Origin of the sequence: Parafannyhessea umbonata, from assembly GCF_900105025.1 — a bacterium.
GTDB classification, from domain to species: domain Bacteria; phylum Actinomycetota; class Coriobacteriia; order Coriobacteriales; family Atopobiaceae; genus Parafannyhessea; species Parafannyhessea umbonata.
The window spans coordinates 137,960-164,013 of record NZ_LT629759.1 but is presented as its reverse complement, the minus strand read 5'-3'; the positions used below and the strand labels follow the sequence as shown (position 1 = coordinate 164,013).

Annotated in this window: 17 protein-coding genes; 8 read left to right on the top strand and 9 right to left on the bottom strand. The window is 64.8% G+C overall.

Annotated elements, in window-relative coordinates:
- Nucleotides 1–17 precede the first annotated feature (17 nt).
- The 4 genes from BLT96_RS00785 to BLT96_RS00770 all read left to right on the top strand — a co-directional run bounded on the left by BLT96_RS00785 (nt 18) and on the right by BLT96_RS00770 (nt 7,775).
- Entirely contained in the window at nt 18–3,056 is a 3,039-nt protein-coding gene (locus BLT96_RS00785) for an insulinase family protein (protein ID WP_090861200.1), read from the top strand.
- 3 nt (nt 3,057–3,059) lie between these two features.
- A complete protein-coding gene (locus tag BLT96_RS00780) occupies nt 3,060–4,367 on the top strand; it encodes a 2-hydroxyacyl-CoA dehydratase subunit D (RefSeq protein WP_090861199.1) in 1,308 nt (435 codons plus the stop codon).
- Nucleotides 4,364–6,193: an acyl-CoA dehydratase activase gene (locus BLT96_RS00775; RefSeq protein WP_157692084.1), complete on the top strand. Its 1,830-nt coding sequence runs from the start codon at nt 4,364–4,366 to the stop codon at nt 6,191–6,193. The genes BLT96_RS00780 and BLT96_RS00775 overlap by 4 nt, the downstream gene beginning before the upstream one ends.
- A gap of 190 nt (nt 6,194–6,383) precedes the next feature.
- A complete protein-coding gene (locus BLT96_RS00770) occupies nt 6,384–7,775 on the top strand; it encodes an ATP-binding protein (protein ID WP_090861198.1) in 1,392 nt (463 codons plus the stop codon).
- On the opposite strand, the gene BLT96_RS00765 is transcribed toward BLT96_RS00770, so the two are convergent.
- From BLT96_RS00765 to BLT96_RS00750, 4 genes are all read right to left on the bottom strand, one after another.
- Nucleotides 7,772–8,803, bottom strand: a complete 1,032-nt coding sequence (locus tag BLT96_RS00765) for a class C sortase (protein WP_157692083.1) — start codon at nt 8,801–8,803, stop codon at nt 7,772–7,774. The genes BLT96_RS00770 and BLT96_RS00765 overlap by 4 nt on opposite strands.
- Nucleotides 8,804–8,931: 128 nt before the next feature.
- Nucleotides 8,932–10,587, bottom strand: coding sequence for a SpaA isopeptide-forming pilin-related protein (locus tag BLT96_RS00760; RefSeq protein WP_090861196.1), 1,656 nt, complete (start codon nt 10,585–10,587; stop codon nt 8,932–8,934).
- A 90-nt stretch (nt 10,588–10,677) separates the two neighbouring features.
- Nucleotides 10,678–12,330, bottom strand: coding sequence for an isopeptide-forming domain-containing fimbrial protein (locus tag BLT96_RS00755; protein ID WP_090861195.1), 1,653 nt, complete (start codon nt 12,328–12,330; stop codon nt 10,678–10,680).
- Nucleotides 12,330–15,650, bottom strand: a complete 3,321-nt coding sequence (locus BLT96_RS00750; RefSeq protein WP_157692082.1) for a Spy0128 family protein — start codon at nt 15,648–15,650, stop codon at nt 12,330–12,332. The genes BLT96_RS00755 and BLT96_RS00750 overlap by 1 nt, the downstream gene beginning before the upstream one ends.
- Nucleotides 15,651–16,295: 645 nt before the next feature.
- Here BLT96_RS00750 and eno point away from each other — a divergent pair.
- Nucleotides 16,296–17,585, top strand: coding sequence for a phosphopyruvate hydratase (eno, locus tag BLT96_RS00745; RefSeq protein WP_090861193.1), 1,290 nt, complete (start codon nt 16,296–16,298; stop codon nt 17,583–17,585).
- Nucleotides 17,586–17,609: 24 nt separating this feature from the next.
- Here eno and BLT96_RS00740 read toward each other — a convergent pair whose 3' ends face one another.
- The 3 genes from BLT96_RS00740 to BLT96_RS00730 form a co-directional block, all read right to left on the bottom strand.
- On the bottom strand, nt 17,610–18,215 hold the full coding sequence (locus BLT96_RS00740; RefSeq protein ID WP_090861192.1) for an SGNH/GDSL hydrolase family protein: 606 nt from the start codon (nt 18,213–18,215) through the stop codon (nt 17,610–17,612).
- A gap of 33 nt (nt 18,216–18,248) precedes the next feature.
- Entirely contained in the window at nt 18,249–18,728 is a 480-nt protein-coding gene (locus BLT96_RS00735; RefSeq protein WP_090847136.1) for a deoxycytidylate deaminase, read from the bottom strand.
- A gap of 157 nt (nt 18,729–18,885) precedes the next feature.
- Nucleotides 18,886–19,116, bottom strand: a complete 231-nt coding sequence (locus BLT96_RS00730) for a hypothetical protein (protein ID WP_090864061.1) — start codon at nt 19,114–19,116, stop codon at nt 18,886–18,888.
- Nucleotides 19,117–19,435: 319 nt separating this feature from the next.
- Between BLT96_RS00730 and BLT96_RS00725 the strand changes: the two genes are divergently transcribed.
- Complete coding sequence (locus BLT96_RS00725) at nt 19,436–20,368, top strand: AEC family transporter (RefSeq protein WP_157692081.1); 933 nt, start codon at nt 19,436–19,438, stop codon at nt 20,366–20,368.
- 81 nt (nt 20,369–20,449) lie between these two features.
- On the opposite strand, the gene BLT96_RS00720 is transcribed toward BLT96_RS00725, so the two are convergent.
- Entirely contained in the window at nt 20,450–22,000 is a 1,551-nt protein-coding gene (locus BLT96_RS00720) for an alpha/beta hydrolase-fold protein (RefSeq protein ID WP_090861190.1), read from the bottom strand.
- Between the two features lie 227 nt (nt 22,001–22,227).
- Between BLT96_RS00720 and BLT96_RS00715 the strand changes: the two genes are divergently transcribed.
- On the top strand, nt 22,228–23,166 hold the full coding sequence (locus BLT96_RS00715; protein WP_157692080.1) for an HAD family hydrolase: 939 nt from the start codon (nt 22,228–22,230) through the stop codon (nt 23,164–23,166).
- Between the two features lie 143 nt (nt 23,167–23,309).
- Nucleotides 23,310–24,425 (top strand): aldo/keto reductase, encoded by a 1,116-nt coding sequence (locus tag BLT96_RS00710; RefSeq protein WP_090861188.1) that lies wholly within the window; start codon nt 23,310–23,312, stop codon nt 24,423–24,425.
- Nucleotides 24,426–24,948: 523 nt separating this feature from the next.
- Here BLT96_RS00710 and BLT96_RS10520 read toward each other — a convergent pair.
- Entirely contained in the window at nt 24,949–25,641 is a 693-nt protein-coding gene (locus BLT96_RS10520) for a hypothetical protein (protein ID WP_157692079.1), read from the bottom strand.
- Between the last annotated feature and the right edge of the window lie 413 nt (nt 25,642–26,054).

Sequence of the window (26,054 nt, the reverse complement as noted above, 5' to 3'; positions counted from 1 at the left end):
ACACAACGGGAGATGCCATGTTGCAAGAAGAGAAGAACGCCGCCACGCCCGCATGCGGAGCCGTGGCACCCTACACCAAGGCCGACCCCAGCCTGGCGCCCGGCACGCGCCACGCCGGCTTTACCGTGACGGACGTGCTGCCGCTGCCGGAGCTTTCCGGCACCGCCTACGTCATGCGCCACGACGCCACGGGCGCCCGCGCCATGTGGATCGCCGTGGACGACAACGAGAAGTCCTTCTCCATAGCGTTCAAGACGCCGCCCGCCAACAGCACGGGCGTGTTCCACATTTTGGAGCACTCCGTCCTGTGCGGCAGCGATCGCTTCCCGGTGAAGGAGCCGTTCGTGAACCTGCTGAAGACGTCCATGCAGACGTTTTTGAACGCGCTTACGTTCCCGGACAAGACGATGTACCCCGTGGCGTCCACCAACGCCGCGGACCTGAAGAACCTGGTGGACGTGTACCTGGACGCGGTGCTCCACCCCGCCATCTACCGTCGGCCGCGCATCTTCGAGCAGGAGGGCTGGCACCTGGAGCTTCAGGACGCAGACGGGAAGGCGGCCGCTCCGGAAGACCCGGATGCGCGCCTTGCGTACAACGGCGTCGTCTTCAACGAGATGAAGGGCGCCCTGAGCGACCCGGACGAGGTGCTGTTTGAGGCCGTGAACCAGAGCCTGTTTCCGGACACGCCGTACCGCTTCGAGTCCGGCGGCGACCCCCGCCACATTCCGGAGCTTTCGTACGAGGAGTTTCTGGACACGCACGCACGCCACTACAACCTGGCGAACAGCTACACCATCCTGTACGGCAACCTGGACATAGAGGACATGCTCGCGTTTGTGGGCAGCCGCTTCGACGCGGCGACGGACCGCGGCGCCGGCGCGCCAAACCCGCTGCCGCTGCAGGCTCCCGTGCGCGCGCCGTTTAGGCAGGTCACCATGGCCACCGCGCCGGAGAACGCCAGCGTGGGCCTTGCGTACGTCATTGGGTGCGCGGCGGACCGCGAGCGCGTGCTCGCCACGGACGTGCTGCTGGACGCGCTCGCGGGCTCGAACGAGGCGCCGCTCAAGCGCGCGGTGCTCGACGCGGACCTCGGCGACGACTTCACGGCGACCCTCGTGGACGGCGAGCTGCAGCCGCAGGTGCTGTTCCAGCTGAAGGGCGCGAAGCCCGGCGTGGCCAGGCGCTTTCGCCAGCTGGTAGAGGACACGTGTGCAAGGCTCGCGGCAGACGGGATCGACCGCACGAAGCTCGAGGCGTCGCTTGCCCAGGGAGAGTTCAACCTGCGCGAGGGCGACTGGGGCTCGTACGCGGACGGCGTGGCGCTGTCCATGCAGGCGATGTCCAGCTGGCTGTACGACGACGCCCGCCCCGTGGACTACCTGCGCTACGAAGATCAGATGGCCCACATGCGCGCCGGCCTGGGCAACGGCTACTTCGAGCGCCTGCTGCGCGAGCTGGTGTGCGACTCGCCCCACAGCTGCGAGGTGGAGCTGGTGCCGGCGGAGGAGGGCGCGGGCGCGGCCGAGAAGGACGAGCTCCTTGCCCGCCAGCGCGCCATGACGCCAGAGGACCTTGCGGCCGTGGCCCGCGAGGTCGAGGCGCTGCGCCGCGAGCAGGAGGCACCGGACAGCCCGGAGGCCCTGGCCACGCTGCCGCGCCTCACCACGGCCGACATCGGCCCCGCGCCCACGGACGCGCCGCTGCAGCGGATGGACGCCCCTCTCCCCTGCCTGTACCACGACCTGCCCACGCACCGGATCGACTACGCGTACCTGTACTTCGACCTCGGCGCGCTCGACTTTGCGGACCTCCCGTACGTCGGCGTGCTCACGGACCTGCTGGGCAAGCTCGACACGGCTGACCACACGGCAAGCGAGCTCGACACGCTCATCGAGGCGAACCTAGGCAACCTGGACTTCTTCGCAGAGACGTACGGCCACGACGACGACCTTGCGTTTGCGGACCCCAAGCTCGTGGTGGCAGAGAGCGCGCTTTCCGAGAACGTGGCCGCACTCGCAACCATCGCGCCGGAGGTGTGGTCGCGCACGAGCTTCGCGGACGCGGACCGCATGCTCGCCATCCTGACGCAGCGACGCATCCTGCTGGCGCAGCACTTCGTGAACAGCGGCCACTCCAGCGCGATGGCGCAGCTCACGGGCCTGTATTCCAAGGTGTCCGTCGCCACGAACGCCATGGGCGGCGTGGAGTACTACCTGTTCCTCAAGGATCTTCTCGCCCACTGGGACGAGCGCAAGGCAGGGCTTTCCGAACGCCTGGGGCGCATCGCGCGCAAGGTGTTCAGCGCGGACAACGTGCACGTGAGCTTCACGGGCCCGCGCGAGGACTGCGAGCGCTTCTGGCAGGAGGCTGGCACGCTCGGCCTTCAGCCCGCGCCGGACGCAACCGCGACGCGGCGGCTCTTGATCCCAGACCCGCGGCCCAGGAACCTGTTCTTCTCCATCCCCTCCAACGTGTGCTTCGTGGCGGAGGGCACGGCGCCGTCCGCCCTCGACCGCGGCACCGTGGGCGCGTGGACCGTCGCCTCGCGCATGCTGAGCTTCGACTACCTGTGGAACGAGGTCCGCGTCAAGGGCGGCGCGTACGGCACGGGGTTCCGCCACACCACCACGGGCCTGCAGCAGTACTGGTCGTTCCGTGACCCGGGCATCGCCGGCACGCTTCGGCGCTACGAGGGCGCTGCCAGCTGGATGGCCGGCTGGCCCGGCACGGCGGACGAGCTCGACGGCTATGTCGTGAGCGTCGTCGCCAGCCACGACGCCCCCGCAAAGTCCCGCTCGATCGCCCGCAGGCAGGACGGCGAGTTCTTCTCGGCCAGGCCCGCGACATGGCGCGACGAGGTGCGCGCCCAGGAGCTTGCCGTCACGGCAGACGACGTGCGCGCGCTTGCGCCGTCCATGCGCCAGCTTGCGGCAGACCACGCAGTCGTCGTGTTTGGCCCCAGGCAGAAGGCGGCGGAGTCCGGGCTCGACTTCGAGGTCGTGGACCTCATGGACCCGCAGCCCGCGGACGACGCGGGCGAGGGCGGGGAGTAGCCCATGCCGGACGACTCCCGCGGCGCCCAGCTCATAGGCCGCTTTGGCCAGCTGGTGGACGACCAGATAGAGAAGAACCCCCTGCGCGCCCGCAGGATGCTTTTGGCCGCGTTCAAGGCGGAGCGCCTGCGCACGCGCGTGCTGCCGCGGCGCGAGCTGTTGCCCTCGGGCCAGCTGGACAACCGCCTCACGCTCGAGGGCGTGGTCGGCGCGCTGGAGCACCCGGACCGCATGGCCCTCACGTCCATGTTCATGCCGAGCGAGATCTTCCACGCCATGGGCCTGTACCCCGTGATCGCGGAGGCCATTGGCGACTTCTTCAGCGGCGCGCAGGCGGAGCAGGGCTTTGTGACCGCGGCGGAGCAGCGCTCCGTGCCGGAGTCCTACTGCAGCTACCACAAGGTGCTCGTGGGAGCCACGGCCGCCGGCGTCATCGCGGCGCCCCGGCTCATCGCAAACTGCTCCGTCGCGTGCGACGCCAACAACCTCACGTTCAAGTGGCTCGCGCGGCGGCTGGACGCGCCCCACGTGTACGTGGACGTGCCGTACGACCCATCCGAGGACGCCGTCCGCTACGTGGCGGAAGAGCTTCGCGAGCTCGCGTCCGCAACGCAGGACGCGTTTGGCCGCAGGCTCAACGAGGACGCCTTGCGCGCGTGCGTCGGCCGCAGCCTGCGCGCGCTCGACGTTATGGAGAAGAGCCTGCCCCTGCGCCGCGGCCGCGCCATGCAGACGAGCATGACCGTCGAGATGATGCGCTCGTGCTCCATGCACATGCTCTTGGGCACGCCGCAGGTGGACGCCCTCATGGACCTGGTGCAGGCGGAAATCCCCGCCCAGACGCGCCCGTTTGCGGGCCTGAACCTCCTGTGGTGCCACTCCATGCCGTACTTCAGCGTGCCGCTGCAGAAGGCGGTTGACCACTCGCCCCTGGCGCAGATAGTCGCGAGCGAGATGTGCTTCGACCAGTGGCGCCCGGACGGCTGGCGCCACGGCGCGGACGAGCCGTACCTCGCCATGGCGGAACGCCTGGTGTACAACAGCTACAACGGCCCCGCCAAGCGCCGCGTCGCACGCCTGGTCGACCTTGCCCAGAAGACCCACGCGGACGGCGCCGTCGTGTTCTGCCACTGGGGCTGCAAGGAGACCCTCGGCGCGTCGCAGCTCATGAAGTCCGCGCTCGAGGAGGCGAGATTTCCCACCCTCGTGCTGGACGGCGACGGCTGCGCCCGTCGCAACATGCCGGAGGGGCAGGTGGCCACGCGCGTGCAGGCCTACCTCGAGATGCTGCAAGCGGGGAGAAGATCATGACAGAAAACGTCGTCTGCTACGGCTGCAAGTACGCGCCCATAGAGCTGCTCGCGGGGTTTGGGGCGGACGCCCGGCTCATCATGGCAGAGCCAGAGAGCTTCGAGGTCGCGGAGCGCCTTGCCCACGGCAACCTGTGCGGCTTTGGCAAGTCCGTCCTCGCGTGCGGCCTTGACCCCAACGTGCACCAGATGGTGCTCACCACGTGCTGTGACGTCATGCGTCGCGCGTACGACGTGCTCAAGGCGCAGGGCTGCCTCGACTTCCTGTGGATGGTCGACCTCCCCCACCGCACCGGTGCGGCGGAGCGCCGCCTGCTGCAGGCGCAGCTCCGCAGCCTTGCCCGCACCTACGCCCGCTTCAGCGGCCGCAGCTTCGAGGTGGGCCGCGCGCTTGCCGCCATCCAGGTGCCACCCGCGCCCAAGCCGGGCTCGGTCGCGCTCGTGGGCGCCCACGCGCCGCGGTCGCTCTTAGACGAGCTCGATCGCGGGATCGGCGCCCCCGTCGTCAACCACACGTGCACGGGCGAGCGCATCCTTGCCCAGCCGCCCATCGAGCTCGCGCGCGCAGAGTCCACGGGCTGCGGCCGCTGCACCACGGCGGACATCGCGGGTGAGGGCACCAACGCCTCCACGTTCGACCGCTTCGTAGAGTGGTACGCGGGCGCGCTTTTGGACCAGACGCCGTGCATGCGCATGGACGAGGTAGGCGGACGCTCCGGCCTCGTCTCCGGCGCGCACCACGGCATCGTGTACCACACCATGAAGTTCTGCGACTACTACGGCTTCGAGTACGCAGACGTCGCCGGCACCACCGCGACGCCGATCCTCAAGCTCGAGACCGACGGCACCCGCCAGAGCGCGGGCCAGCTCCGCACCCGCATCGAGGCCTTCGACGAGACTCTGCGCACGGACGCCGCAGCGGCCGCGGGCCACGACGGCCAGTCCTTCTCGCCCGCCCCCAATCCCGCGGGCGAGAAGGACGCGCCCCACGCGCCCGCACCCACAACCCGGAAGGAGGCCCCCATGGGCTCCACACCAAGCGACCCGCGCTACGTACTGGGCGTGGACTCCGGCTCCACCAGCACGGACGCCGTCGTGATGGACCTCGACGGCAACATAGTCGCCTCCGTCATCGGCGCAACGGGCGCCAAGGCCTCACGCGGCGCCGCCGCCGTTATAGAAGAGGTGCTCGACCAGGCCCACCTCACCCGCGACGACCTCGCCATGAGCGTGGCCACCGGCTACGGCCGCGACGCCATCCCCAACATGGACGTCGCCATAACAGAGATCACCTGCCACGCGGCCGGCGCCCACTACCTCGCGCCCCAGGCCAAGACCGTGATCGACATCGGCGGCCAGGACTCCAAGGTCATCCACCTGCACGGGGACGGCACGGTCCAGAACTTCGTGATGAACGACAAGTGCGCCGCCGGCACGGGCCGCTTCCTGGAAGCCATGGCCCGCACGCTGCAGATGCCCATCGAGGAGCTCTCCCGCGAGGGCCTGGAGTGGAAGCACGCGGTCACCATCTCGAGCATGTGCACGGTCTTCGCGGAGTCGGAGGTCGTCTCCCTCATCGCGGACGACACCCCCACGCCGGACATCATCCACGGCCTGGACGTGAGCGTCGCGCGCAAGACGGCCGCCCTCGCCCACCGCGTCGGCGGCGAGCCTCCCTACCTCATGACCGGCGGCGTCGCCCAGAACCAGGGCGTCGTCAAGGCACTCTCCGAGGTGCTGGACTCCCCTGTCGCCACGCACGAGGACTCGCAGCTCTGCGGCGCCATCGGCGCAGCCGTCCTCGGCATCCGCCGTCTCAAGGCGTAGCGCGACCGCAGCTCACGCCCCATACAACGCATCGTCTCCTGCAGCAGAAGAACTTCGCATCAATCCTTCTTCTGCTGCAGGAGACCTTTTGCTTCAGTCTTCTCTTCCTACAAGAGAGGTTTTGCATCAAATCTCTTCTGCTACAGAAGACATTTGGGTATATTCTCTTCTGTACGGAGAGGAGAAACCCATGGGCATCGTGCAGGAACTGGTTGCCGAACGCATGCAGCAGGAGATCCCTGCCGTCATCGAGCGCAACCCCATCATGGAGCAGCTTCCAACGCCGGAGCGCTTCAACCGCGTGCAGATCATCACGGGCATGCGCCGCAGCGGCAAGACCTTCTACCTCTTCCAGGTCATGCGGCGCCTCATGGAGTCCGGCGTACAGCGCAGCCACATGCTCTACTTCGACTTCTCGGACGACCGCCTGCCCCGGGAGGTCGATGGCTTCCGCGCAATCGACGCCGTCCTGGACGAGTACTGGCGCCAGGTGCCCGAGGCCAGGGTCGAGGGCGCCTACCTCTTCCTGGACGAGGTTCAGGACTGCCCCAGCTGGCAGAGCACCTGCCGCAGGGTGGCGGAAAACGAGCGCGTCACGCTCTGCATCACGGGTTCCTCCTCCAAGGTGTCGTCGGAGGAGATTGCGACCAACTTCCGCGGCCGCTCGCACACGCACGAGATGCTGCCCCTCTCCTACGCGGAGTACCTGCGCTTCCACCAGGACGTCCTTCCTTCGAGCCCAGAGGACTGCGTCGCGCACGTGCAGTCCGGGGCAACCTCCCCGCAGGAGCGCACGGCCCTCGAGTCCCTGTTCGACCGCTACCTGGTCACCGGCGGCTTCCCTGGCGTCCAGCGGGACACCGCCGCCACCCGCATAGAGATCCTCCAGGGCTACGTGCGCGACGTCGTCGCCCGCGACGTGGCAGATAGGATCTCCCGCCCGTCAATCCCGCTGGCCAACCAGATGGCGCTCCTCATCCTGCGCAACACCTCGTGTGAGATGTCGGTCAACGGCATCACGCAGGACCTCAGGAGCGCGGGCAACAGCATCGGCTGGGAGCGCGCGGACCAGATGGTCCAGCTCTTCGAGCAGGCGTACCTCTTCTTCGAGGTCTACGAGTACAGCCACGAGCTGCTTGCCAGCGCCAAGAACCCCCCAAAGCTCTACGCCGTCGACCCGGGGCTCGCCCTCGCGGTGTCGCGCGCAAGCCAGGAGGACGTGGGCAAGCGGCTTGAGACCGCCGTGTACCTCGAGCTCAGGCGACGCATGGCGGGAAGCCGCACGGATTCCATCACCTCGTACACGGAGCCCGGCGCGCGCGGTCGCAAGGTTGACTTCCTCGTGGGAGAGGCATACGCGGGAGAAGGACAGCCCTGCCAGCCCTACGCCCTTCTCCAGGTGGCGGCCTCCATCGCGTCCGAGCGCACGCGCCGTCGCGAGGTCGAATCGCTCGACGCCGCAATGGAAAGGACCCGTCTCGCAACGGGCTCCATCGTCACCCTGCGTGAGGACGAGAAGATCGAGTCGCAGCACGGGACCATCTCCGTGGTCCCCGCCTGGCGCTGGTTCCTGACCCGCTAGCCCTTGCCCCTACGCCTCTTCCGGCCCGCGCTCGCCTCCACTGCACCCGCGGCCGCGCCAATCGCACTCGCCGCTGCGGCCGCCTTGGCCGCCTTCCGCTTCTTCCGCACGCGGTGCACCACCACGTCCAGCGCCATCAGCGCCAGCGTCACGGCCACCAGCAGCACGGCCAGCTCGCGCCTGCCCCAGTGCCGGCCGGAAAGGCTTCGCTGCGCCGCTGCCTTCTTCGGGTCGTACTTGGTCCGCACGCAGTGCACCAGCAGGCGGTGGTCGTTGATGCCGTACGGAGTGCAGGTCACCAGGGTCACCTTGTCGGCCCCCTGCTCGATCCCCAGGCTCTTCATGTTGTCCGGCCACACCACCTCTGAGCTCACCATCTTGTACGCCAGGGTCTTCCCCAGCGTGTGCAAGAGCACCAGGTCGCCCGGCTTCAGGTCGCGGATGTCGTCGAACATGCTCAGGTTCTTCATGCCGCTGTGCGCCGTCAGCACGCAGTGCGTGCTCGCCCCGCCCACGGGAAGGCTCGTCCCCTCCAGGTGACCCACGCCCGCCATCAGCGCGGAGTCGCTCGTCCCGTGGTAGATGGGCATGCTCACGTTGATGGAGGGGATCTCGATCCAGCTCATCATGGGGTCGCGGTCAAACGTCAGCTGCCTCTCGTACGGAAGGATCGCGTTCGCGTCGATCGCGGGCGTCTGCCCAGCCAGCACCGCGTTGTACGCCTGCGCCTGCTGCAGGTAGTACGCGCGCTGCTGCTTGCTCATCGCGTCGATGTTGCTGCTCACGGTCGAGATCTGGTTGAAGACGCCCGACGCCTCCAGGCGGTCCATCACCCACGGCCACGCCAGCATCCCCGCGCCGACCAGGATGATCAGCACGGTTATCAGGCGGTCCGCCCACCTGGGCAGACGCTTGCGACGGCCCTTGCGCTTGCCGCCCCTCTTGCCGGATCCGCCCTCGCCGGACGCCACGCCGGCGCCCGACGTCCCGGACGCATCCTTCTTCCCCTTGGCAAAGTGCGCGGCCACAGGTACCCCCAAACCAAACGCGCCGCCAAACGGGCCGTCCCCCATCCGCAAATGGGACCCCGCCAAGGCAGGGTCCCATCTTACGGGCGAGAAGAACATGCCCATTCGGCTATGAACTGAGTCCCAGCTTACTCCGCGTCCTGCTCCTTGCGGTTGCGGACGACGCGGCTCACGCCGAAGGCGAGCACGAGAGCGCCGGCAACGAAGGTCACCGTCACGCCAGCCTGGCCGGTAAGGGGCAGGCCGTGGCCGGCCTTATCCTTGACCGTAAGGTTGACCTGGCTGCCGGTCGCATTAGAGTCGACGTAGCTTGCATCTTCCGTGACTGCGAGGGACTGCAGTGCGGTTGCCTTCGTGACATCCGCGTTGTTCCACGTCGGGGTGATGGTGAAGTCGAAGTCGGCAACCTTGTTGTAGCCGGTAGGAGCGGTGGTCTCGGTCACGGTGTAGGTGCCAGCGTCGAGGCCCTTCACCTCAATCTTGCCATCCGCATTAGTCGTGAACTCGTGAGCCGTCGAGCCGAGCGAGCCGTCCTCCTGGACATACTTGTCAGTCGTGCCCTCGTCAGCACCAGTAGCCTTGATCGTGAACTTAGCGCCCTGGAGCTTCTTCGTCGCGTCGTCGGTGTCCTGCTTCACGATGTTCAGCTGATAGGTGTAGTCCGTCACCTTGTGCGGCGTGGTATCGCCCTTGCTGTCGGTGTTGGGGTTGTTGGAGTAGGTCAGCTTGACCTCATTCGGGTTGTTGTTATAGTCGGTGTCGATCGTGCTCTTAGCAGCGTCGCTGGCAAGCTTGTAAGCCTTGGTCTTGTCGAGCTTCGCGTTGTAGTAGACGTTAACGACGGAGTCCTTGTTAATCGTCACCGCAGCCCCGTTTTCGTCCTTGGCCTTCTTGAGGTCCGAGAACTCAACCGTCAGCGTGTTAGTAATGCTATCGATGTTCTTTCTATAGCTCGAGGCATTTACGGTGGTCTCAGTATCACCGTTCTTGACCTTCACGACGACGGAGCCGAGGTCGGCGGTCAGGCCAGCAGACAGGGTATCCGTGAACTTGTAGTAGTAGGTGTCATAGGTCGCTACGTTATCAGCAACAGTACCGACGAGCTTGTAGTTGAGCTCCTGCTCCACCTCAGAGTCGGCGACCTTGCCCCAGTCGGAATCATCCTTGTCGTTCTTCACGAACTTGTCGACCGTGGGGATGGTGGCCTTCTGGTTGATGGTCAGCGCGGATCCGCCAACGATTGCGTAGATGGGCGAGGTACCAGTCTGATCAACCTTCGACGCGTCAGATGTGTTGTTCGTGGAGTCCTTGCTCGTCACGAAGAGCCAATAGCCAGTGGACATGCCGGTCGAAGCAGTGCCCGGCTTAACGGTCGTAGGCGTGAGGCTCGTATCGTTCCTCAGCGTGTTGGCAATGGTGTTCAGGACATCGCCGTTAGCGAGGATATAGTCAGTGTCGGAAGTCGAAAGCGTGACAAGATAGTCGGCTGCATCCTGAGCCTTGGCGAAAGTCTTGCCAGTTGCCGTCTGGACATCAGCCTTCACCTGGTCGGAAGCCCACTCAAGGTTCGAGGCGACCTTGCTGCCATTCACGTCGGCAACGTCAGCCTTGAAGATCTGGTAACCCTGCAGCGTGGTGTTGTCGTTGTCGGCACGCTTCGAGATGGTGACCGAGCCGTCGTTCGTGGCTGCGAACGCCATTGTCGCCGGCGCGATGCCGCCGAAGGTCATTGCGATGGCGAGCCCAGCGGAGACTGCCGCGCGTGCGATGTTGTGCTTCTTCATGTTCCAATCCTTCCTGTCAGCGGACGCCTTCTGCCCGCATGATTACCTAACGAGTGGTGGGCACTCCGAGCCCACGCCGGGGCATCTGCCCTAGCGGTGGTTCTTCTCGCCCCTCCTGCGCACCCTGAGGCCCATCACCGCCAATCCGGCTCCCGCGAGCGCCAGCAGCGCGACCGGCGCGAGGTTGACGAGGTCTCCCGTCTTGACGATCCCGTTGCCGCCCCTGCTCGTGGGCGGGACGGTGGTCGTGGGGGTGTTGAGGATGCTCGCCTGGGCGAGGCTGGTGCTGGCGCTCACGGAGTCAGCGCGCAGCGGGCTTTCCGCCTGGATGGTGAGCGTGGGGTGCGCGGAGGCGACCTGCCTCACGTCGAGGCCCGTCACGGTGAGGACCAGCTTGCGCGTGCCCTCGAAGCGCCGGTAGCCCTCGGGCGCCCTGGCCTCGCTCACGCGATAGGTGCCGGAGTCCACGCCGCTCAGGCGCACCTGGCCCCTGGCGTTGGTGGTCACGGTCCGGCCGGACCTGTGCCAGCTGCCGTCCTGCGCCAGGTGGCGGCCCTGCGGGTCCGTCACGCCCAGCACCGCGCCGGAGAGCACGGCGTCGCCCGCGCTGGAGCGCTTGGTCAGCAGCACGTCCCAGGTGTAGGCCGTGGCGTCGTCCTTGGGGGTGCTCAGGTACTCCTGGTAGCTGAAGGGCGACTTGGGGTACTTGAGGACGACCTCGTTGGGGTTGCCCTTGGCCGCGCCGTGGTTGCACTTCTGGTTGAGGGGTGCGTTGTAGATCACGCACACCTGCGCGCCGCCGGCCTTGAGCGCGTCCGCCCCGAGCGTCGCCACCAGGTTTGGCGACTTGACGGTGAAGTTCTGGCCCGTGACGTCGATGGTGCACTGGGCAGTCACGTCCTGCCAGCCGGCCGCGTTCTTCTCCCCCGTGGCGGGGACGTCCGCAGTGGACTTGACCCACGCGGAGCCCGTGCCCGCCCTGGCGTACACGCGGGCCGAGGACGCGACCTTGCCGGGGTCGAGCCCGGCGGACATCGTGTCCGCGAACGTCACGTCGTAGCTGGTGTAGCCCTGCACGCCCGCCGGCACGGTGGCCTCCAGGCGCCACAGCACGTCGTCGCCCACGGTGGCGTCGGCCGCCTTCTGCCAGGCGGAGGTGCTGTTCTCCTGCACGTGCTTGGTCACGGTGGGCACCGCGGACTTGGGCTTGACGCTCCTGCTGCCGTCGCCCACCAGCACGAAGACCGGCGCGGTGCCGCTCTGCCGCTCGCCCAGCGCGGACTCGTCCGCCACGATGAGCCAGTAGCCGTTCTGAAGCGTCGCGGCCTTGCCCGCCGTCAGCCTGGCGGGCGTGGCGCCGCCCTCCATGAGCGCGGACGCGAGCGCGTACCCCACGGAGTTGCCGTCCGAGAGGTTTGCGTCGATCCAGTCCGCCGCGTCCTGCGCGGTGGCGGTGGGGGCGCCCGCCTTTGCGGCCGCATCGCGCGCGGCGGCCGAGCCCCACGCGAGGTTGCTTGCCTTGCCGTTTGCCACGTCCGCGGAGAAGACCTGGTATGCCAGGTAGTCGGTCGCGTTGTCACCCGTGACGGTGACCTCTCCCGCGAGCGCCGTTGCCGGTGCCGCCAGTGCCAGCACGAGCGCGCATGCCGCGAGGACCATGGTGCGGACCACGTTGCGGATCGCCAGGTTGCGCTGGGCCGCGTTGCGGATTGCCAGGCTGCGGATCGCCTTCGAGATTGCCATTAGCGGTCACCTCCCTTGCGGGAATCGCTGCGGGTCTTGTAGAGCCTCACGATTCCGTACGCGAGGGCCGCGGCACCTGCCACGTAGGCGAGCGCGATGCCAGCCTGTCCGGCGCTGGGAAGCGAGGTCGCGTACTTGTTGTTGAAGGTGGGATCCGTGGTGGACGTGGAGGCTGCCTTGCCGTCCTTGTCGTAGTAGGTGTACGTAGCAGTAGTCTTGAGCGTGCCGCTGAAGTTGTCCGCCGCCGGGGTGTCCTTCGCCGTCACGACCACCTTGTAGTAGCCGCCGTCGTAGCTGTAGCCGTTGTCGGAACCCGGCTTCTCGCGGATGTAGTAGGTGTAGGTCGCCTTGCCACCGCGGGCCTTGGTGTCGAGATCATTCACACCGAGGTTGGTGTAGTTGATGGTGTCGAAGGTCACCGTGGCGTACGAGCCGTCGGACTTCGTGGTGGTCTTGGTGTCGATCACCTTACTGCTGTCCCACTTGCCATCCTTATAGCCGTCCGCGCTATAGAGCTCAAAAGTAAACTCCTTGACCTCGCCGCCATCGACGTGTTTCTTGACCGACGGTGTGAACGAGCCGGAAGTGGAGTATGGCTTCAGCGCGTTCGTAAAGGCAGCATCGTTGCTGTTGCCATCCTTTGTGAGCGTGAAGTCGACGATGCCATCGTTCGTCGTAATGGACGGCGTATAGCTACTGCCATCCTTTCCGTTAGTGATGGGGGTAACGGTCAAGCTAGAGACCGTGTAATGCGTGAATTTGATTTTCAGGAGTGTCGTTGAAGAGCTCTCGGCTACTTGAGCATCAATCCGATAGATCGTCTTGTCGTAGGCCTTCGTCCTCGTATCCGTATCGCTCGAGTTGGGAATCTCCGCAACGTAGTAGCGGTATTTACCAGCCTGGGAGTACTGGCTACTAACGTTGAACTGAATGGCTCCGCTCTTAGCGTTCGTCGTACGAGCTGCTTCGGAGCATCCACCATAGTTCAGCGTCCCATCCTCATTCCAATACGGAGCAGCACTGGTCGAGGAGTCAGGGCTAAGCAGAACGAAGGTGTATTCGTCCTTGGTCAGCTGGCTAGACGCATCTTTAACATCCTGCGTAAGAGCCTTCTTGGCATTGAGCTTGAGGCCAGGGTAGATATCGACGTTCTCAACATGGCCGAGAGTAACGCCGCCATTGGTCATGATGCCGCCACCATGGTTGTGAGAATAGTTGCCGCTGATGATCAGCGTCGCCGCTCCAATGGCAGCAGTCTTGGCAGCCTGGTCCGGTTTCGCCGTGAGGCCCACCATGTACGTGGCCTCTGCACCCGAGTTGGGATCGATATCAGTCTTCACTCCATCAACGGATCCAGACCAGTTCGCAGCGCCGTCACCCAGCATGCGGCCAGTGATAACGGAGATGTAGCTGCTGTTACCTTTACTGCGCACTAGGAAGTAGTCTGCATGGCCATTGTTGCGGAAGGTAGTGTCTTTATAGGCGACAGTGGAGTCCATATCCTTGTCATGACCGCCACTTGACATATTCGCATTATCGGAACTACGAGCGTCATGGTTATCGTAGATGGCAGCGCCCTGCGTATGAGTAACTACAGTTTCGCCCGTTGGGCATGCCGCTACACCTCCGCCATAGCCACCAGCGGTGTTGTCCGTTATCAGGGCGTTCTCAACGATGAGGTTACCGTTCGCCACATGCGTCTTGTCATCGCCCGCCTGGACGAAGACTCCGCCACCGCCCCAGTCGAAGGTGGAGTTGCAGGCATTGTTGGTGATGAATGTCTTGCCGTTCGTGGAATTGAAGACGGCCTTTGTGCCCTGGGAGACGCGCACGCCACCGCCTTCGGATTGCTCCGAGGCGTTCGAGGCTATGATGCCGCCAAAGATAGTAAAGCTCTTGAGACCGGCATTGTTAGCGCCGGCATAGACGCCACCACCAGCCTCCTGGGACTTGTTGCCCGTGATATAACCACCAGTGATGCTGAGCGTTCCCGCAGTGCCCCTGGCGGCGATGCCACCTCCGCCATGATCGCCCCAGCCGTCATTATTGCAATACTTGCTCATGACGTTGTTAGTGATGAAGCCATCCGACACGGTAAGTGTACCGTTAACGGAGGAGATGCCGCCGCCATAGCTGCTGACTGGAACCTCATTCCCGCTGACTACGCCACCGCTGATCTTCAGGGTCGCGGAGTTGTAGATGCCGCCACCCTCACCGTCGCTGTTGGCGGCAATGACACCACCAGAGAGCTCCATGGAGCCACTGCGAACAAGGATGCCGCCACCATGGTCATGGCTATTCCTGCCAGTCTGGAACGTGCCGCCGCAGACGTAGCCGCCAGTCATGTTGAACGTGCCGCCGTTGACGTCGATGATGTGGCCGTCAGTGCTGGAATACTCGCTTGCGTGCGCCATCGTGATCATGCCACCCTGGAGGTTGAGCTCGCCACCGTCCATGTAGATGACCGAGTTGGCACCAGTTGAATTCGTGGCGTTAATTACGCCGCCCGGAGTGACCTCATGCTTCTCGCAAGTCTCGGTAGTACCAAGTCCGTTAGTGTTGACTCCGTTAGTGTTGACGTCCGACTTAGTCACATAGTAAGTGAGCTTGGAAGGCGCACTGCCATTCCATTCGATACTTGCCGTCTTCCCGATGGAGGACGCATCGTTCTTGGCGTCAACGGTGCTCGTTCTCACAACATTGTTGGAAGCAGTGTTGGAGGAATCGACAATAGTGAGTTTGCCGCCGCTCTGCACGTGGAACAGGCTCTGGTTGCCAGTGTAGTTAAGGGTGTGACCATTGAGGTCGATGGTCACGTCACTAGAAATGAATGACGTGTAGCTCTGGGTAACGTTATCAGTAAGCTGGTAGGTGCCTGAAGCACCATTGGAGGGAAGCGTGCTGTTTCCCGAAAGCGTGGTCACGTTACTCGCGTTACTCGCCGCAAGCAGAGGAGCTGCCTTCGCAGCTGCAGCAGCGGAGGATGACGCGTTATCACTTGCACTCGACGATTCATCCGAAGATGACTCGTCCTTCTCTACGGATGCAGAGGCGCTACCGTCCTGAGAGGTACCCCCCCCCGACACATTTTCATTACTCGAGGAGGATGAGGAGTTGTCCGTCGTGGCTGCGACGGTCGTTGACTCGGTCTGGGCATCGTTGGAGGCACCGGCGGCGAACGCGGGCAGCACGAGGGACAGCGTGACGAGCAGCGCGCAGGCGCAGGTGGCGGTCAGCTCGACGGCATGGCGATGCCTGCGCGGCATCCTCTTCTTGCCATTGGTCTGCGCTCTGTTTTTGAATGCATCCCAATTCATCAAGCTTCGTACCTTCCTAACCATCGTTCAAGCCTATAAAAAGGCGTCTCGAGCCACGTTTGACCGAAATTTATTCAGTCAGGTCACGTTCCGCTTGCTGCCAAAGCCTGGCACCTCGCTTGCGCCACCCCCGCCAGCGCTAGATGGGACATGTCCACGGGGAAATGTCCCAGCGACAATTTTTCTAGCGACCTGCGGAAATACGACCACTGGAAAAGAAATCTGTCAGCCAAGCCGACTGAAAACGTTTCCAGTAACTTTCACCCAGTTTACGACTAGCTGAGTCAGCGGGCGTAACCTCGGTCTCAAATCGGGTTCACCAATATGCAAACGGTAGCTAATCGCGGACGAGCGGTATGCTACAGCAAATGCCACTAATTGTTTTACTAATTTATGGTATGAACAGCCGACTTTAAGTAACGAACGACTTGATGCCTGGTTTTGGCATCTGTCTTAAGGCCTCTACCTGCGGCGATGGGGGTTGTTCTTCTCGCCCGGCGGAAGACGGATCTTTGTTGGGCGACCAAGCAACTGTTGCCCGAGCAACAATGCGTTGCCATTTTCGGAATCGTGCTGAATTCCTACCGTAGTATGGGTATTATGAAAGCGTGGAAGTAAACTAAAGGTAACTCAAGGTTTGGAGCAGACATGAGCAAGATAAAGAACGTATACGCACGCGAGGTCCTGGACTCCCGCGCGAACCCCACCGTCGAGGTCGAGGTCACGCTCGAGGACGGGTCGTTTGGCAGGGCCATCGTCCCCTCCGGAGCCTCGACCGGCGAGTTTGAGGCCGTGGAGCTGCGCGACGGCGACGCGGACCGCTACCTGGGCAAGGGCGTGCTGAAGGCCGTCGGCCACGTGAACGGCGAGATCCGCGACCTGCTGGTTGGCATGGAGGCCACGGACCAGCGCGCCGTTGACCGCGCGATGATCGAGGCGGACGGCACCCCCAACAAGGGCAACTTTGGCGCCAACGCCATCCTGGGCGCGTCCCTTGCCGTGGCCCGCGCAGCCGCTGCCAGCGCGAACCTGCCGCTGTACGAGTACCTGGGCGGCGCCAACGGCCACACCCTGCCCGTGCCGATGATGAACGTCCTCAACGGCGGCGTCCACGCGGACAACAACGTCGACTTCCAGGAGTTCATGATCATGCCGGTGGGCGCGCCCGACTTCAAGACCGCGCTGCGCTGGTCGAGCCAGGTCTACCACGCCCTGAAGGACGTGCTGCGCAAGGCCGGCCTTTCCACCGGCGTGGGTGATGAGGGCGGCTTTGCCCCCGACCTCAAGACGAACGCCGAACCCTTTGAGTACCTGATGCGCGCCGTGCGCGAGGCGGGCTTCGAGCCGGGCCGCGACTTCGCGTTTGCGATGGACCCCGCCACGAGCGAGCTCTATAACAAGGAGACCGGCCTGTACGAGCTGAAGGGCGAGGGCAGGAGCCTGACGACCGACCAGATGATCGACTACTGGGAGGAGCTCGTCGACCGCTACCCCATCGTCTCCATCGAGGACGGCCTCGCCGAGGAGGACTGGGACGGCTGGGTGAGGCTGACCGAGCGCCTGGGCAGGAAGGTCCAGCTTGTGGGCGACGACCTGTTTGTGACGAACACCGCGCGCCTGAAGAAGGGCATCGAGCTGGGCGCCGCCAACGCGATCCTGATCAAGGTGAACCAGATCGGCAGCCTCACCGAGACCCTGGAGGCGATCGAGATGGCGAAGCGCGCCGGCTATGCCGCCGTGGTGAGCCACCGCTCCGGCGAGACCGAGGACACCACCATCGCGGACCTGGCCGTTGCCACGAACGCCGGCCAGATCAAGAGCGGCGCGCCCGCCCGCACCGACCGCGTGGCAAAGTACAACCAGCTGCTGAGGATCGAGGACCGGCTGGGCGACTCCGCCGAGTTCTTGGGAAGGGACGCGTTCTATAACGTGAAGTAGCCCAATCGGGCACACAGCCGCAGGTCAACGAGCGTGCGACCAGGGGGTCGCGGCGTCCATGGCACGTGCCAGAACGGACGCCGCGACCCCCGTTCCCATTTGGGAGGGGTGGACGCCGTCCGGTGCGTAGAGCGCGGCAGGATCCGCCGCCCCATAGAAGGCGTCGCAGGCATCCGCGAGTATGGCCTCGTTCTGGGCGGCGGCCCGAACGAACGAATCGTGCATGAGGTCGTGCATCTGGACGTAGGAAAGACCCAGCCGCGCGAGCTTGGAACTCCCCTCGCGGTAGGCCCAGGTTGCGTAGATGACGGGCGTGGCGCCCGCCCCGCGGGCGAGCGCGCAGAGGGCCGCCACGCTTCTTGCATAGGCCTCGGGCGTGGTGGCCGGTGCGTGGGACATCTCCTGCAGGACGACGTAATCCCAGAAGGGATGGGCAGGCTCCCCGCCGGGGCCCACCGGCGCAAGCGCCGCGAGCGTGCGGGCACCGTTTCTTGTCTTGGGGTTGAGGTGCTCCGCAAGGCGTGCCCCGCCGCGGGCGTGCACCACCACCTCCGCGTCGAGCGCGGAGGCAAGGCGGTCTGGCAGGCTATGGGCCGTGGTGAGGCTGTTTCCCAGCATGAGGATGCGCATGGGACGGCGCGTTCTTCTCGCCCGGTGGGGCGGCTAGGACAGGCCGTGGGGCATCTGAACCTTGCGGTACGTGACGCCGCAGGAGTCGAGCGTGCGCTTGCTGATGAGGTTGTCCATGGTGCCGGCGTACTTGTCGTCGAGGTAGACGACCTCGCCGACGCCGGCCTGGACCAGGAGCTTTGCGCACTCGTGGCACGGGAAGAGCGTGACGTAGACCGTGGCGCCCTGCATGTCCTTCAGGCTTCCGCGGAAGTTGAGGATGGCGTTGGCCTCCGCGTGGATGACGTAGCTGTGCTTGTCGTTGAGGGGGTCGTCGCTGTCGCCCCAGGGGAAGGCCTCGTCCGTTATGGCATGCGGCGTACCGTTGTAGCCAACGGAGAGTATGCGATGGTCGGTATCGGCTATGCAGGCACCGACCTGGGTGTTGGGGTCCTTGCTGCGGAGCTTTGCGGCAAAAGCCACCCGCATGAAGAACTCGTCCCAGGAAATCACGTCGCTGCGCTGCTCTGCCATGTTGCTGCCTCCAGCCTTGAGATCGCGAGGCGCGGGACGCACCCGCGCACGCCATCAACGATGAAGCAACCCGTGCCGCATTGCAAGGACCGAACCGTGTATAGAGGGACGGAGCTCGCCGGCGCCGCCCCACGCTTGTGCGACCGCGGCCGCCGGGCTAGAACTGCTTTGCCTCCACGGCGGTGAGCGGCCTTATGTCCTGGGTGGGGTACGGAGAGGCCTCGCCGCCCGTGCCGAGCACGAAGTACAGACCGCCCTTCGTCTTGTAGAGGGTCTCCTCGTAGCCGTCCGGGTCGCCGAACGCACCGAATGTGCGGTGCCCGCACTCCTCCGCCCTTTCGGTATCGTACACGTGGTGCTTGCCCTCGAAGGTCTTGGTCTTACGCATGGTGGGTTCCAATCGATCCTATACGCCTTGCCGTGCGGCGAGCGCCCGCCCCGCGGTGTGCGGCCGCCGCTTTTTGGGAATGGTAGCCATTTTGCTGCAGATATTCAATCTATATGGGATATCTGCAGGTCAAATAATCGGTAAGTAGCGAAATGTCTTATAAATGAAGTACAAGTTTGCCAATTGTTGCATGTACATTCCGCATGGACGGGTGTTCGTTCTGCATGTGCGCAGGTCGCGGCGAGCCGCGCGTGTGGATGGTCCTATCATGGGTGACCGTTGCAAACCGGCGCCGCGCGCCCGACGGAGGGAGCCACCCATGCAGATGTCCATAGTGCTCGCGAAGCAGGTGCTCGTGATGTTTGTGCTGGTGGGCGTGGGGTATGCGATGTTTCGGGCGCACAAGATCTCGATGGAGGGAAACCGCGTCATAGGCAACGTGCTCATCTACCTGTCGCTTCCCGCCGTCATCATCAAGAGCTTCATGATTGAGCGCACGCCCGAGCACGCGCTTGCGCTGGTGCTGGGCACGGTGGTCGCGCTTGTGCTGCTGGTGCTGGCCGCAGTTGTTGCGCGCGTGGTCTGCGGCAGGGACGCTATCGGCAACTTCGCGGGTACGTTCAGCAACCCGAGCTTCTTTGGCATACCGCTTGTGGTCGCGACGGTTGGCGCGAAGAGCGTGTTCTACAACGTGGGCTTTATCGCGCTCATGAACATTGGCCAGTGGACGTACGGCGTGTCGCTTCTTACCCACCAGAACGGCGAGCCCTCGCCCACGCCTCGCCAGGTGCTGCGTGACGTGGCGACCGCGCCATTCATGATCGCGTCGCTGGTGGGCGTCGCGCTGTTTTGCACGCAGCCTCCCCTGCCGGACGTCGTCACCACCTGCCTGGACGACGTTGCGGCGTTGAACACACCGCTCGCCATGTTCATGATCGGCGTCTACCTTGCGCAGACGGATGTGCGGCGCATGCTTGCGCGCGTGGCAAACTACCGCGTGGCACTGGCACGCATCGTGGTGTCGCCGCTCTTCTCGCTCGCGCTGCTTTCCGTCATCCCGGGCATGCCGTACCAGATGCGCATGGCCCTGCTGATCGCGGCGGCGTGCCCCGTGGGCGCAAACGTCGCCGTGTACGCGCAGCTTCACGACGCGGACTACGCGTACGCCGTCGAGACCGTCGTGGTGTCCGTGCTGCTCTCCATCGTGACCGTGCCCCTGGTGGTGGGGCTCGCGAACCTGGTCTGGCTGTAGGGTCCCACGACGCACGGCGCCGCCCCGCGGAACAGGCCACGGGGCGGCGTGGTTGGGCTGGCGGTGTGCCGGACGGAAGAGTTACTCCGCGGTCTTGGGAGTTGGCTTCCTTGCGGGAGCGGACTTTGCCGCAGGGACGGACTTTGCCGGCGCCACGGGCTTCTTGGCAGTTGCCTTCGCGGGAGCGGGCACCTTCTTCGCGACCGGCTTCTTGGTTGCAGGCACCTTGGTGGCCGCGGGCTTCGCGGCTGCGGGCTTAGAGGCCGTTGGCTCCTTGGTTGCAGCTGACTTCCGGGTTGACCGGGACCTCTTGGCGGCAGGCTTCTTCGCGGCGGGCTTGTGCGCGAGCTCGAGCGCATGCTCTGCCGCGGCCTTCGCCTTGGCGCGCTCCTCCTCGATGAGGGCCTGGGTCTTCTTCAGGCGCTCCTGCGCAAGGGCGTCCTCCCTGGTGGCAGACGCGGCCTCCTCCTCGCACGCCGTGACAGACTCCTGTGCGGCTTCGTTGTTGGCCCTGGCTGCCGAGGCTGCCGCGCGCGCCTCGCCCAGTATCCACTCCGCGTCGCGGCGGGACTTCGTGGCGGCATCGGCCTTTGCCTGGGCCTCGTTTGCCACGGACTCCGCGTCGTGCAGGAGCTTTGCCACGCGGTCGCGCTCCGCCCATGCGACGCGGGCGGCCTTCAAGAGCTCCGCCTCGGCCTCGCCGCACGTGGTCACGCTCTTCTCCTCCTGCTTTGCGCGCTTGGTGGTGACGTCCAGATCGTGCTTGGCGATCTTCAGTGCGTCGCGCGCCGCGGCGAGGCGCGCCTGCGCGTCTGCCAGCTGCGTGGCCGCGTGCTTTGCCTCGCGCTCCGCGTAGGCGAGAGACGCGCTGAGCCTGCGGTCCGCAAGGCCCTCCGGCGAGAGCACCGCGGGGAGCATCTCCGCGGCCTCCTTGCGCCACCACTCCCAGTCGTGGCGGACGTCGTATCCCCAGTACTCGAACGTGGCGTCGATGCCGCGGTCGCTAAACGCCTGCTCTAGCGCGCGCTGCGTGTCGATGCCGTCCTCGCTTGCGTCCTGGCCGCAGACAAATGCGAGCGGAAGGCCATTGAGCAGGCGGACCGCCTTGCCGCGCTGGGGAAGCGCGGGGACCATGTCGACCGGGGAGACTTCCTCCCAGCCGTCCGGAAGCTCGCCCACGACGAAGCGCCGCGCGTCGTACGTGCCCGAGAGCGCAAGGAGGCCGCCGAAGAGCTGCGGCTTGGACAGCATGAGCACGCACGCGTTCAGCGCACCCATGCCCGCGCCCGCAAGAACGGGCGGGCGATTATCTTCGCACGTGGCCGCGACGAAGGGCAGCAGGTCCTTCTCGACGAACTTGAAGAAGTTCTTGATGTTTGAAAGGCGATACTCAGGCACGGCGTAGCGCGAGTACCAGCCCATGAGGTCGACGGAATCCGTACAGACCAGACGCATCATGCCGGAATCGACGAGCGGGGCGAGCGCATCGATCATGCCGCCCTCCGACCAGCTGGCGAACGAGGAGTCGCCCTCGGGCAGCACTATGACGGGCTGGCCTGCGTCACCGTACACCTCCACCTCGATGGCGCGGGAGAGGTCCTTGCTCTGCAGGGTCGCGTGCGTGCTGTTCATGCCATGGTCTCCTTACGACGGGTGCTCGCCGGGATGCGTGCGTTCCGTTCCAATTATGCGTCACGCGGGCGCGTGGGCGCACTAGATTTGAGCGGGCGTTGCCGCAGCGCCCGCAAGGCGCTGGCCGCGCGCGCCATACACGGATAGACCACAAGCGTCGTGCATAATGGTGGACCTTGGAAGCACGCCCGCGCCCGGCTGGCGGCGCATTGCAGATGGGAAGACGTTTGATAAAGCTCATCCTGACCGACCTGGACGAGACGCTGATTCACTTTGGGCTGACGCGCGCGACCGACCACGCCATCGCCGCCATCAGGCACGCGCAGGCCGCGGGCGTGACGTTTGCCGCCACGACGGGAAGGATCCGCCAGGGCGCATGCGCGGCGTTTGGCTTTGCGCGCGAGTGCACGCAGTCTGCCGTGATGAGCAACGGCCAGCTTGTGCTTGCGGACGGACAGCTGATTGGACAGGTGGAGCTTGACCGCGAGGGCATGGAGCGCCTGGCGGCGGAGCTGGTGGGAGACCGAAACTTCATGCTGAACGTGATCACGCGCGCCGAGACGATGGAGCCCGTGCGCGTGATCGTGAGCGACGACCCTAACGCCGCCCGGCGCGCGTTTCGCGCGGACAGCGACGACGTGGTGGTGATGGACCACCTGCCGGACGGTCCGCTGGTGAAGTCGAACATCCACGTGATGGGCGGCGTGGGGCGGATGGGCGAGGTGCGCGAGCGCCTGGAGGCGCTGTGCCCCGGCATCAGGCTGATGTCTCCCGGGCCGCAGGTGCCCATGTTCGACGTTGCGCCTAAGGATTGGTCGAAGGCGAAGGGAGCGGAGCTGCTGCGCCGGCACCTGGGCATTGGCGTGGACGAGGTGGCCGCGTTTGGCGACGCGGAGAACGACCTGGAGCTTCTGGGGTTCTATCCGAACTCCGTCGCCGTTGCGAACGCCGTTCCGGAGGTGGCAAGCGCGGCGCGCTGGCACATTGGCGCGAGTGCGGACGACGCCGTGGCGGACGCGATAGAGGACATCGCCCGCGCGAGTACGGAGGGCCGCATGCCGGACTTCATGTGCGAGGCGGAAAACGAGCGCGGCCTCGCCATGCGCGCGCGGCCTGCCGGCGACCGGAAGGTGGAGTCGCTGCCGTACTTCAGGCCGCGGGCGTAGGCTGGGCGCCCGCGAAAGGGGCGGCTCTTCTCGCCCGGCGGCGGAGGGGCCTGCGCGGCGTGGCGACGCGGGACGCACGCGGGACGCCGATTGGTGCACAATTGGTAGTTGAAGCGACCGCGACGAGCAAGCTGGAGGCTGCCATGAGGACCCTTGCACCTGACTGCATCAAGCTGGGATTTGGCATGATGCGCCTGCCGAAGCGCGAGGACGGGACCATCGACGTCGGGACGACCGCGCAAATGGTGGACGAGTTCCTTGCGGCGGGCGGCAGGTACGTGGACACCGCCTTTGTGTACGAGGGGTCGGAGGACGCCGTGCGACAGGCGCTGGTTGAGCGCCACCCGCGCGACTCGTACTACCTTGCGACGAAGCTGAACGCCGGCGAGTGGGCCGCGAAGGACGAGGCCGCCGCGAAGGCGGAGTTTGAGCAGAGCCTGGAGCGCACCGGCGCCGGCTACTTCGACTTCTATCTGCTGCATGCGCTGTCCAGCGACAACGTGGGGCTGTACGATAAGTACGGCATCTGGGAGTACGTGCGCGACCTTAAGGCGCGCGGGCTGGTGCGGCACATGGGGTTCTCGTTCCACGACGGGCCGGAACTGCTTGACCGCCTGCTGACGGAGCATCCCGAGGTGGAGTTTGTGCAGCTGCAGCTGAACTACGCCGACTGGGAGGACCCGGTGGTGCAGTCTCGCGCGAACTACGAGGTCGCCGTGGCGCACGACGTTCCCGTGGTGGTGATGGAACCCGTGAAGGGCGGCACGCTGGCCGCGCTTCCGCCTGCGGTCGCAGAGATCTTCCGCTCCGCGGACGCGACGGCCTCGCCCGCACAGTGGGCAATCCGCTTTGTGGCATCGCTTCCGAACGTGATGATGGTGCTGAGTGGCATGTCGACCCCGGAGCAGATGGCGGACAACCTGAGCTTCATGCGCGACTTCAAGCCGCTTTCGAAGGAGGAGGCGGCCACGGTGGACGAGGTCCGTCGCGCGTTCGACGCAATCGATCGCATTGCGTGCACCTCGTGCCACTACTGCACGGGCGGCTGCCCCGTGCACATGCACATTCCGGACATCTTCCGCACCGTGAACGAGTACAAGCTCTTTGGCAACCTGGAGCGCTCGCGCAAGGACTACGTGCGGCGCGCCGGCGACACGCTGGCGTCCGAGTGCATCCAGTGCGGACAGTGCGAGCAGGCATGTCCGCAGCACCTGCCCATCGTGAGCCTGCTTAAGGAGGCAGCCGCCACGCTGGAGTAGCGCGAGGAGGGTGGCGGAGCGGAATGGGACAGGAAACCCCACAATCTGACAGAAGCGATTGCTGTCAGATTGTGGGGCGTATTTGCGTGGAAGGAGGCCCCTTGGGGCCTCAAACTCTCTCACCTTCTGACAGAAGCATAACCTGTCAGTTAATGATGCCAGGAACCCCCATTATCTGACAGAATCGCCACCTGTCAGATAATGGGGGTTGAAGAGCTCCCACTTTCTGACAGCAGTACAACTTGTCAGATAGTGATGACCAGAAACCCTCACTATCTGACAGATGTTGAACCTGTCAGATAGTGGTACTCCTGGAACCCCCACTTTCTGACAGCAACGTGACCTGTCAAATAATGATGCCTTAAGTGCCCCTTTGGCAACGTGCAAGCCCTCATACCCCATCACTATCTGACAGCTGTAGGATCTGTCAGATAGTGAGACTTCCAGCCCCACATCTACCCGAGATTCCCAGGCAGCCTATAAGATGATTTGTTCGGCACACTGCACCTTCCGTCCAGCCGAGCTAACGCGCGGGGCGTACGTCCAGAACCTCGGTACGCAACTGACCTCTCATTTTTTCGAACGCTTTGGTTGGTGGCCGGAGCTTCACCCCCAGGAGTTTCGCCAGCACCGCCATCGCGGCCTCGAAGCTCGACAGCATGCGAATCTCCCTCTCGGTGATTGTGATGCAGGAGGCTCCCATGGCGTAGTACCCCTTTTCCCTCATGGACGTCTGGGTGATTCCCTGCGCACCGTCGTGCCAGCGGACTCCGAGGACTTCAAGGGCTACTCGCTGTTCAGGCCACCAGAAATCAGGTCTAATAAACGCAGAGCCAAAGCAACCTCGGGCCTCAATGGGAACCTCAACCCCGTGGTTCACGAGTGGTTTCGGCAACCCAAGGCTTCCCATGTGGCGCGAGCAAAACGCCAGGGCGTATGTCTGGGCTTCAAGCGGCGATGCCAGACCATCGGCCACCAGCGGGAGCGACCTCCTGACCGACCTAGCCCCAGGAGCACCCGCCATCGCATCCAAGTAGTTTGACAACCTAACAATCGTAGTCAGTGGCGAAAGGCCGTACGCCGTAGCCGTCCCACACTCGTCCGTGCAGCTTTCGATCGAGACCCCCTCTATCTGACCATATGATTCGATTGCCTCCGGTCTACAAGCCCTATACGTCCCCAGCACCTGATCAACAAGAAGTGCCGTCTTTGCCACGCCAAGACCCCGCGCCATCTGCATCAGAGCCATCTCGGGAGGACACGCAAACACGTTTGCAGGGCACTCTATCTCGACCCGAGCCAGGTCGTCCCATGGCTGAACGTACGACCAACCGTGGGGAATTACACGTCGTGTGGCAAATGCATCCGCCCTCACAGGCACAAGCATGTGCACGGGCGCAGGTAGACCCGCCCTCACCAACGACGCCACGACATCCGGCCTCATACGCGTGGGTGGAGACACGCGAAGGGACTGGACCCGCAAGTCGTCCACATCCATCGTACCGCTCGCCATTCCCACTGGCAGTCTCGCGCCGTCAGCACTTACAAGGCCAAGGTCATGCGCCTCTATGCTCGAAATATGTCCCACGACCGCAATCGACATGCCGGCATACTATCCCTCGCCCGCAT

What these genes read in the sequence shown, in the direction of transcription:
- BLT96_RS00785 (WP_090861200.1), top strand. Translation starts at nt 18, where the DNA reads ATGTTGCAAGAAGAGAAGAACGCCGCCACGCCCGCATGCGGAGCCGTG.
- BLT96_RS00780 (WP_090861199.1), top strand. Translation starts at nt 3,060, where the DNA reads ATGCCGGACGACTCCCGCGGCGCCCAGCTCATAGGCCGCTTTGGCCAG.
- BLT96_RS00775 (WP_157692084.1), top strand. Translation starts at nt 4,364, where the DNA reads ATGACAGAAAACGTCGTCTGCTACGGCTGCAAGTACGCGCCCATAGAG.
- BLT96_RS00770 (WP_090861198.1), top strand. Translation starts at nt 6,384, where the DNA reads ATGGGCATCGTGCAGGAACTGGTTGCCGAACGCATGCAGCAGGAGATC.
- BLT96_RS00760 (WP_090861196.1), bottom strand. Translation starts at nt 10,587, where the DNA reads ATGAAGAAGCACAACATCGCACGCGCGGCAGTCTCCGCTGGGCTCGCC.
- BLT96_RS00755 (WP_090861195.1), bottom strand. Translation starts at nt 12,330, where the DNA reads ATGGCAATCTCGAAGGCGATCCGCAGCCTGGCAATCCGCAACGCGGCC.
- eno (WP_090861193.1), top strand. Translation starts at nt 16,296, where the DNA reads ATGAGCAAGATAAAGAACGTATACGCACGCGAGGTCCTGGACTCCCGC.
- BLT96_RS00740 (WP_090861192.1), bottom strand. Translation starts at nt 18,215, where the DNA reads ATGCGCATCCTCATGCTGGGAAACAGCCTCACCACGGCCCATAGCCTG.
- BLT96_RS00735 (WP_090847136.1), bottom strand. Translation starts at nt 18,728, where the DNA reads ATGGCAGAGCAGCGCAGCGACGTGATTTCCTGGGACGAGTTCTTCATG.
- BLT96_RS00730 (WP_090864061.1), bottom strand. Translation starts at nt 19,116, where the DNA reads ATGCGTAAGACCAAGACCTTCGAGGGCAAGCACCACGTGTACGATACC.
- BLT96_RS00725 (WP_157692081.1), top strand. Translation starts at nt 19,436, where the DNA reads ATGCAGATGTCCATAGTGCTCGCGAAGCAGGTGCTCGTGATGTTTGTG.
- BLT96_RS00720 (WP_090861190.1), bottom strand. Translation starts at nt 22,000, where the DNA reads ATGAACAGCACGCACGCGACCCTGCAGAGCAAGGACCTCTCCCGCGCC.
- BLT96_RS00710 (WP_090861188.1), top strand. Translation starts at nt 23,310, where the DNA reads ATGAGGACCCTTGCACCTGACTGCATCAAGCTGGGATTTGGCATGATG.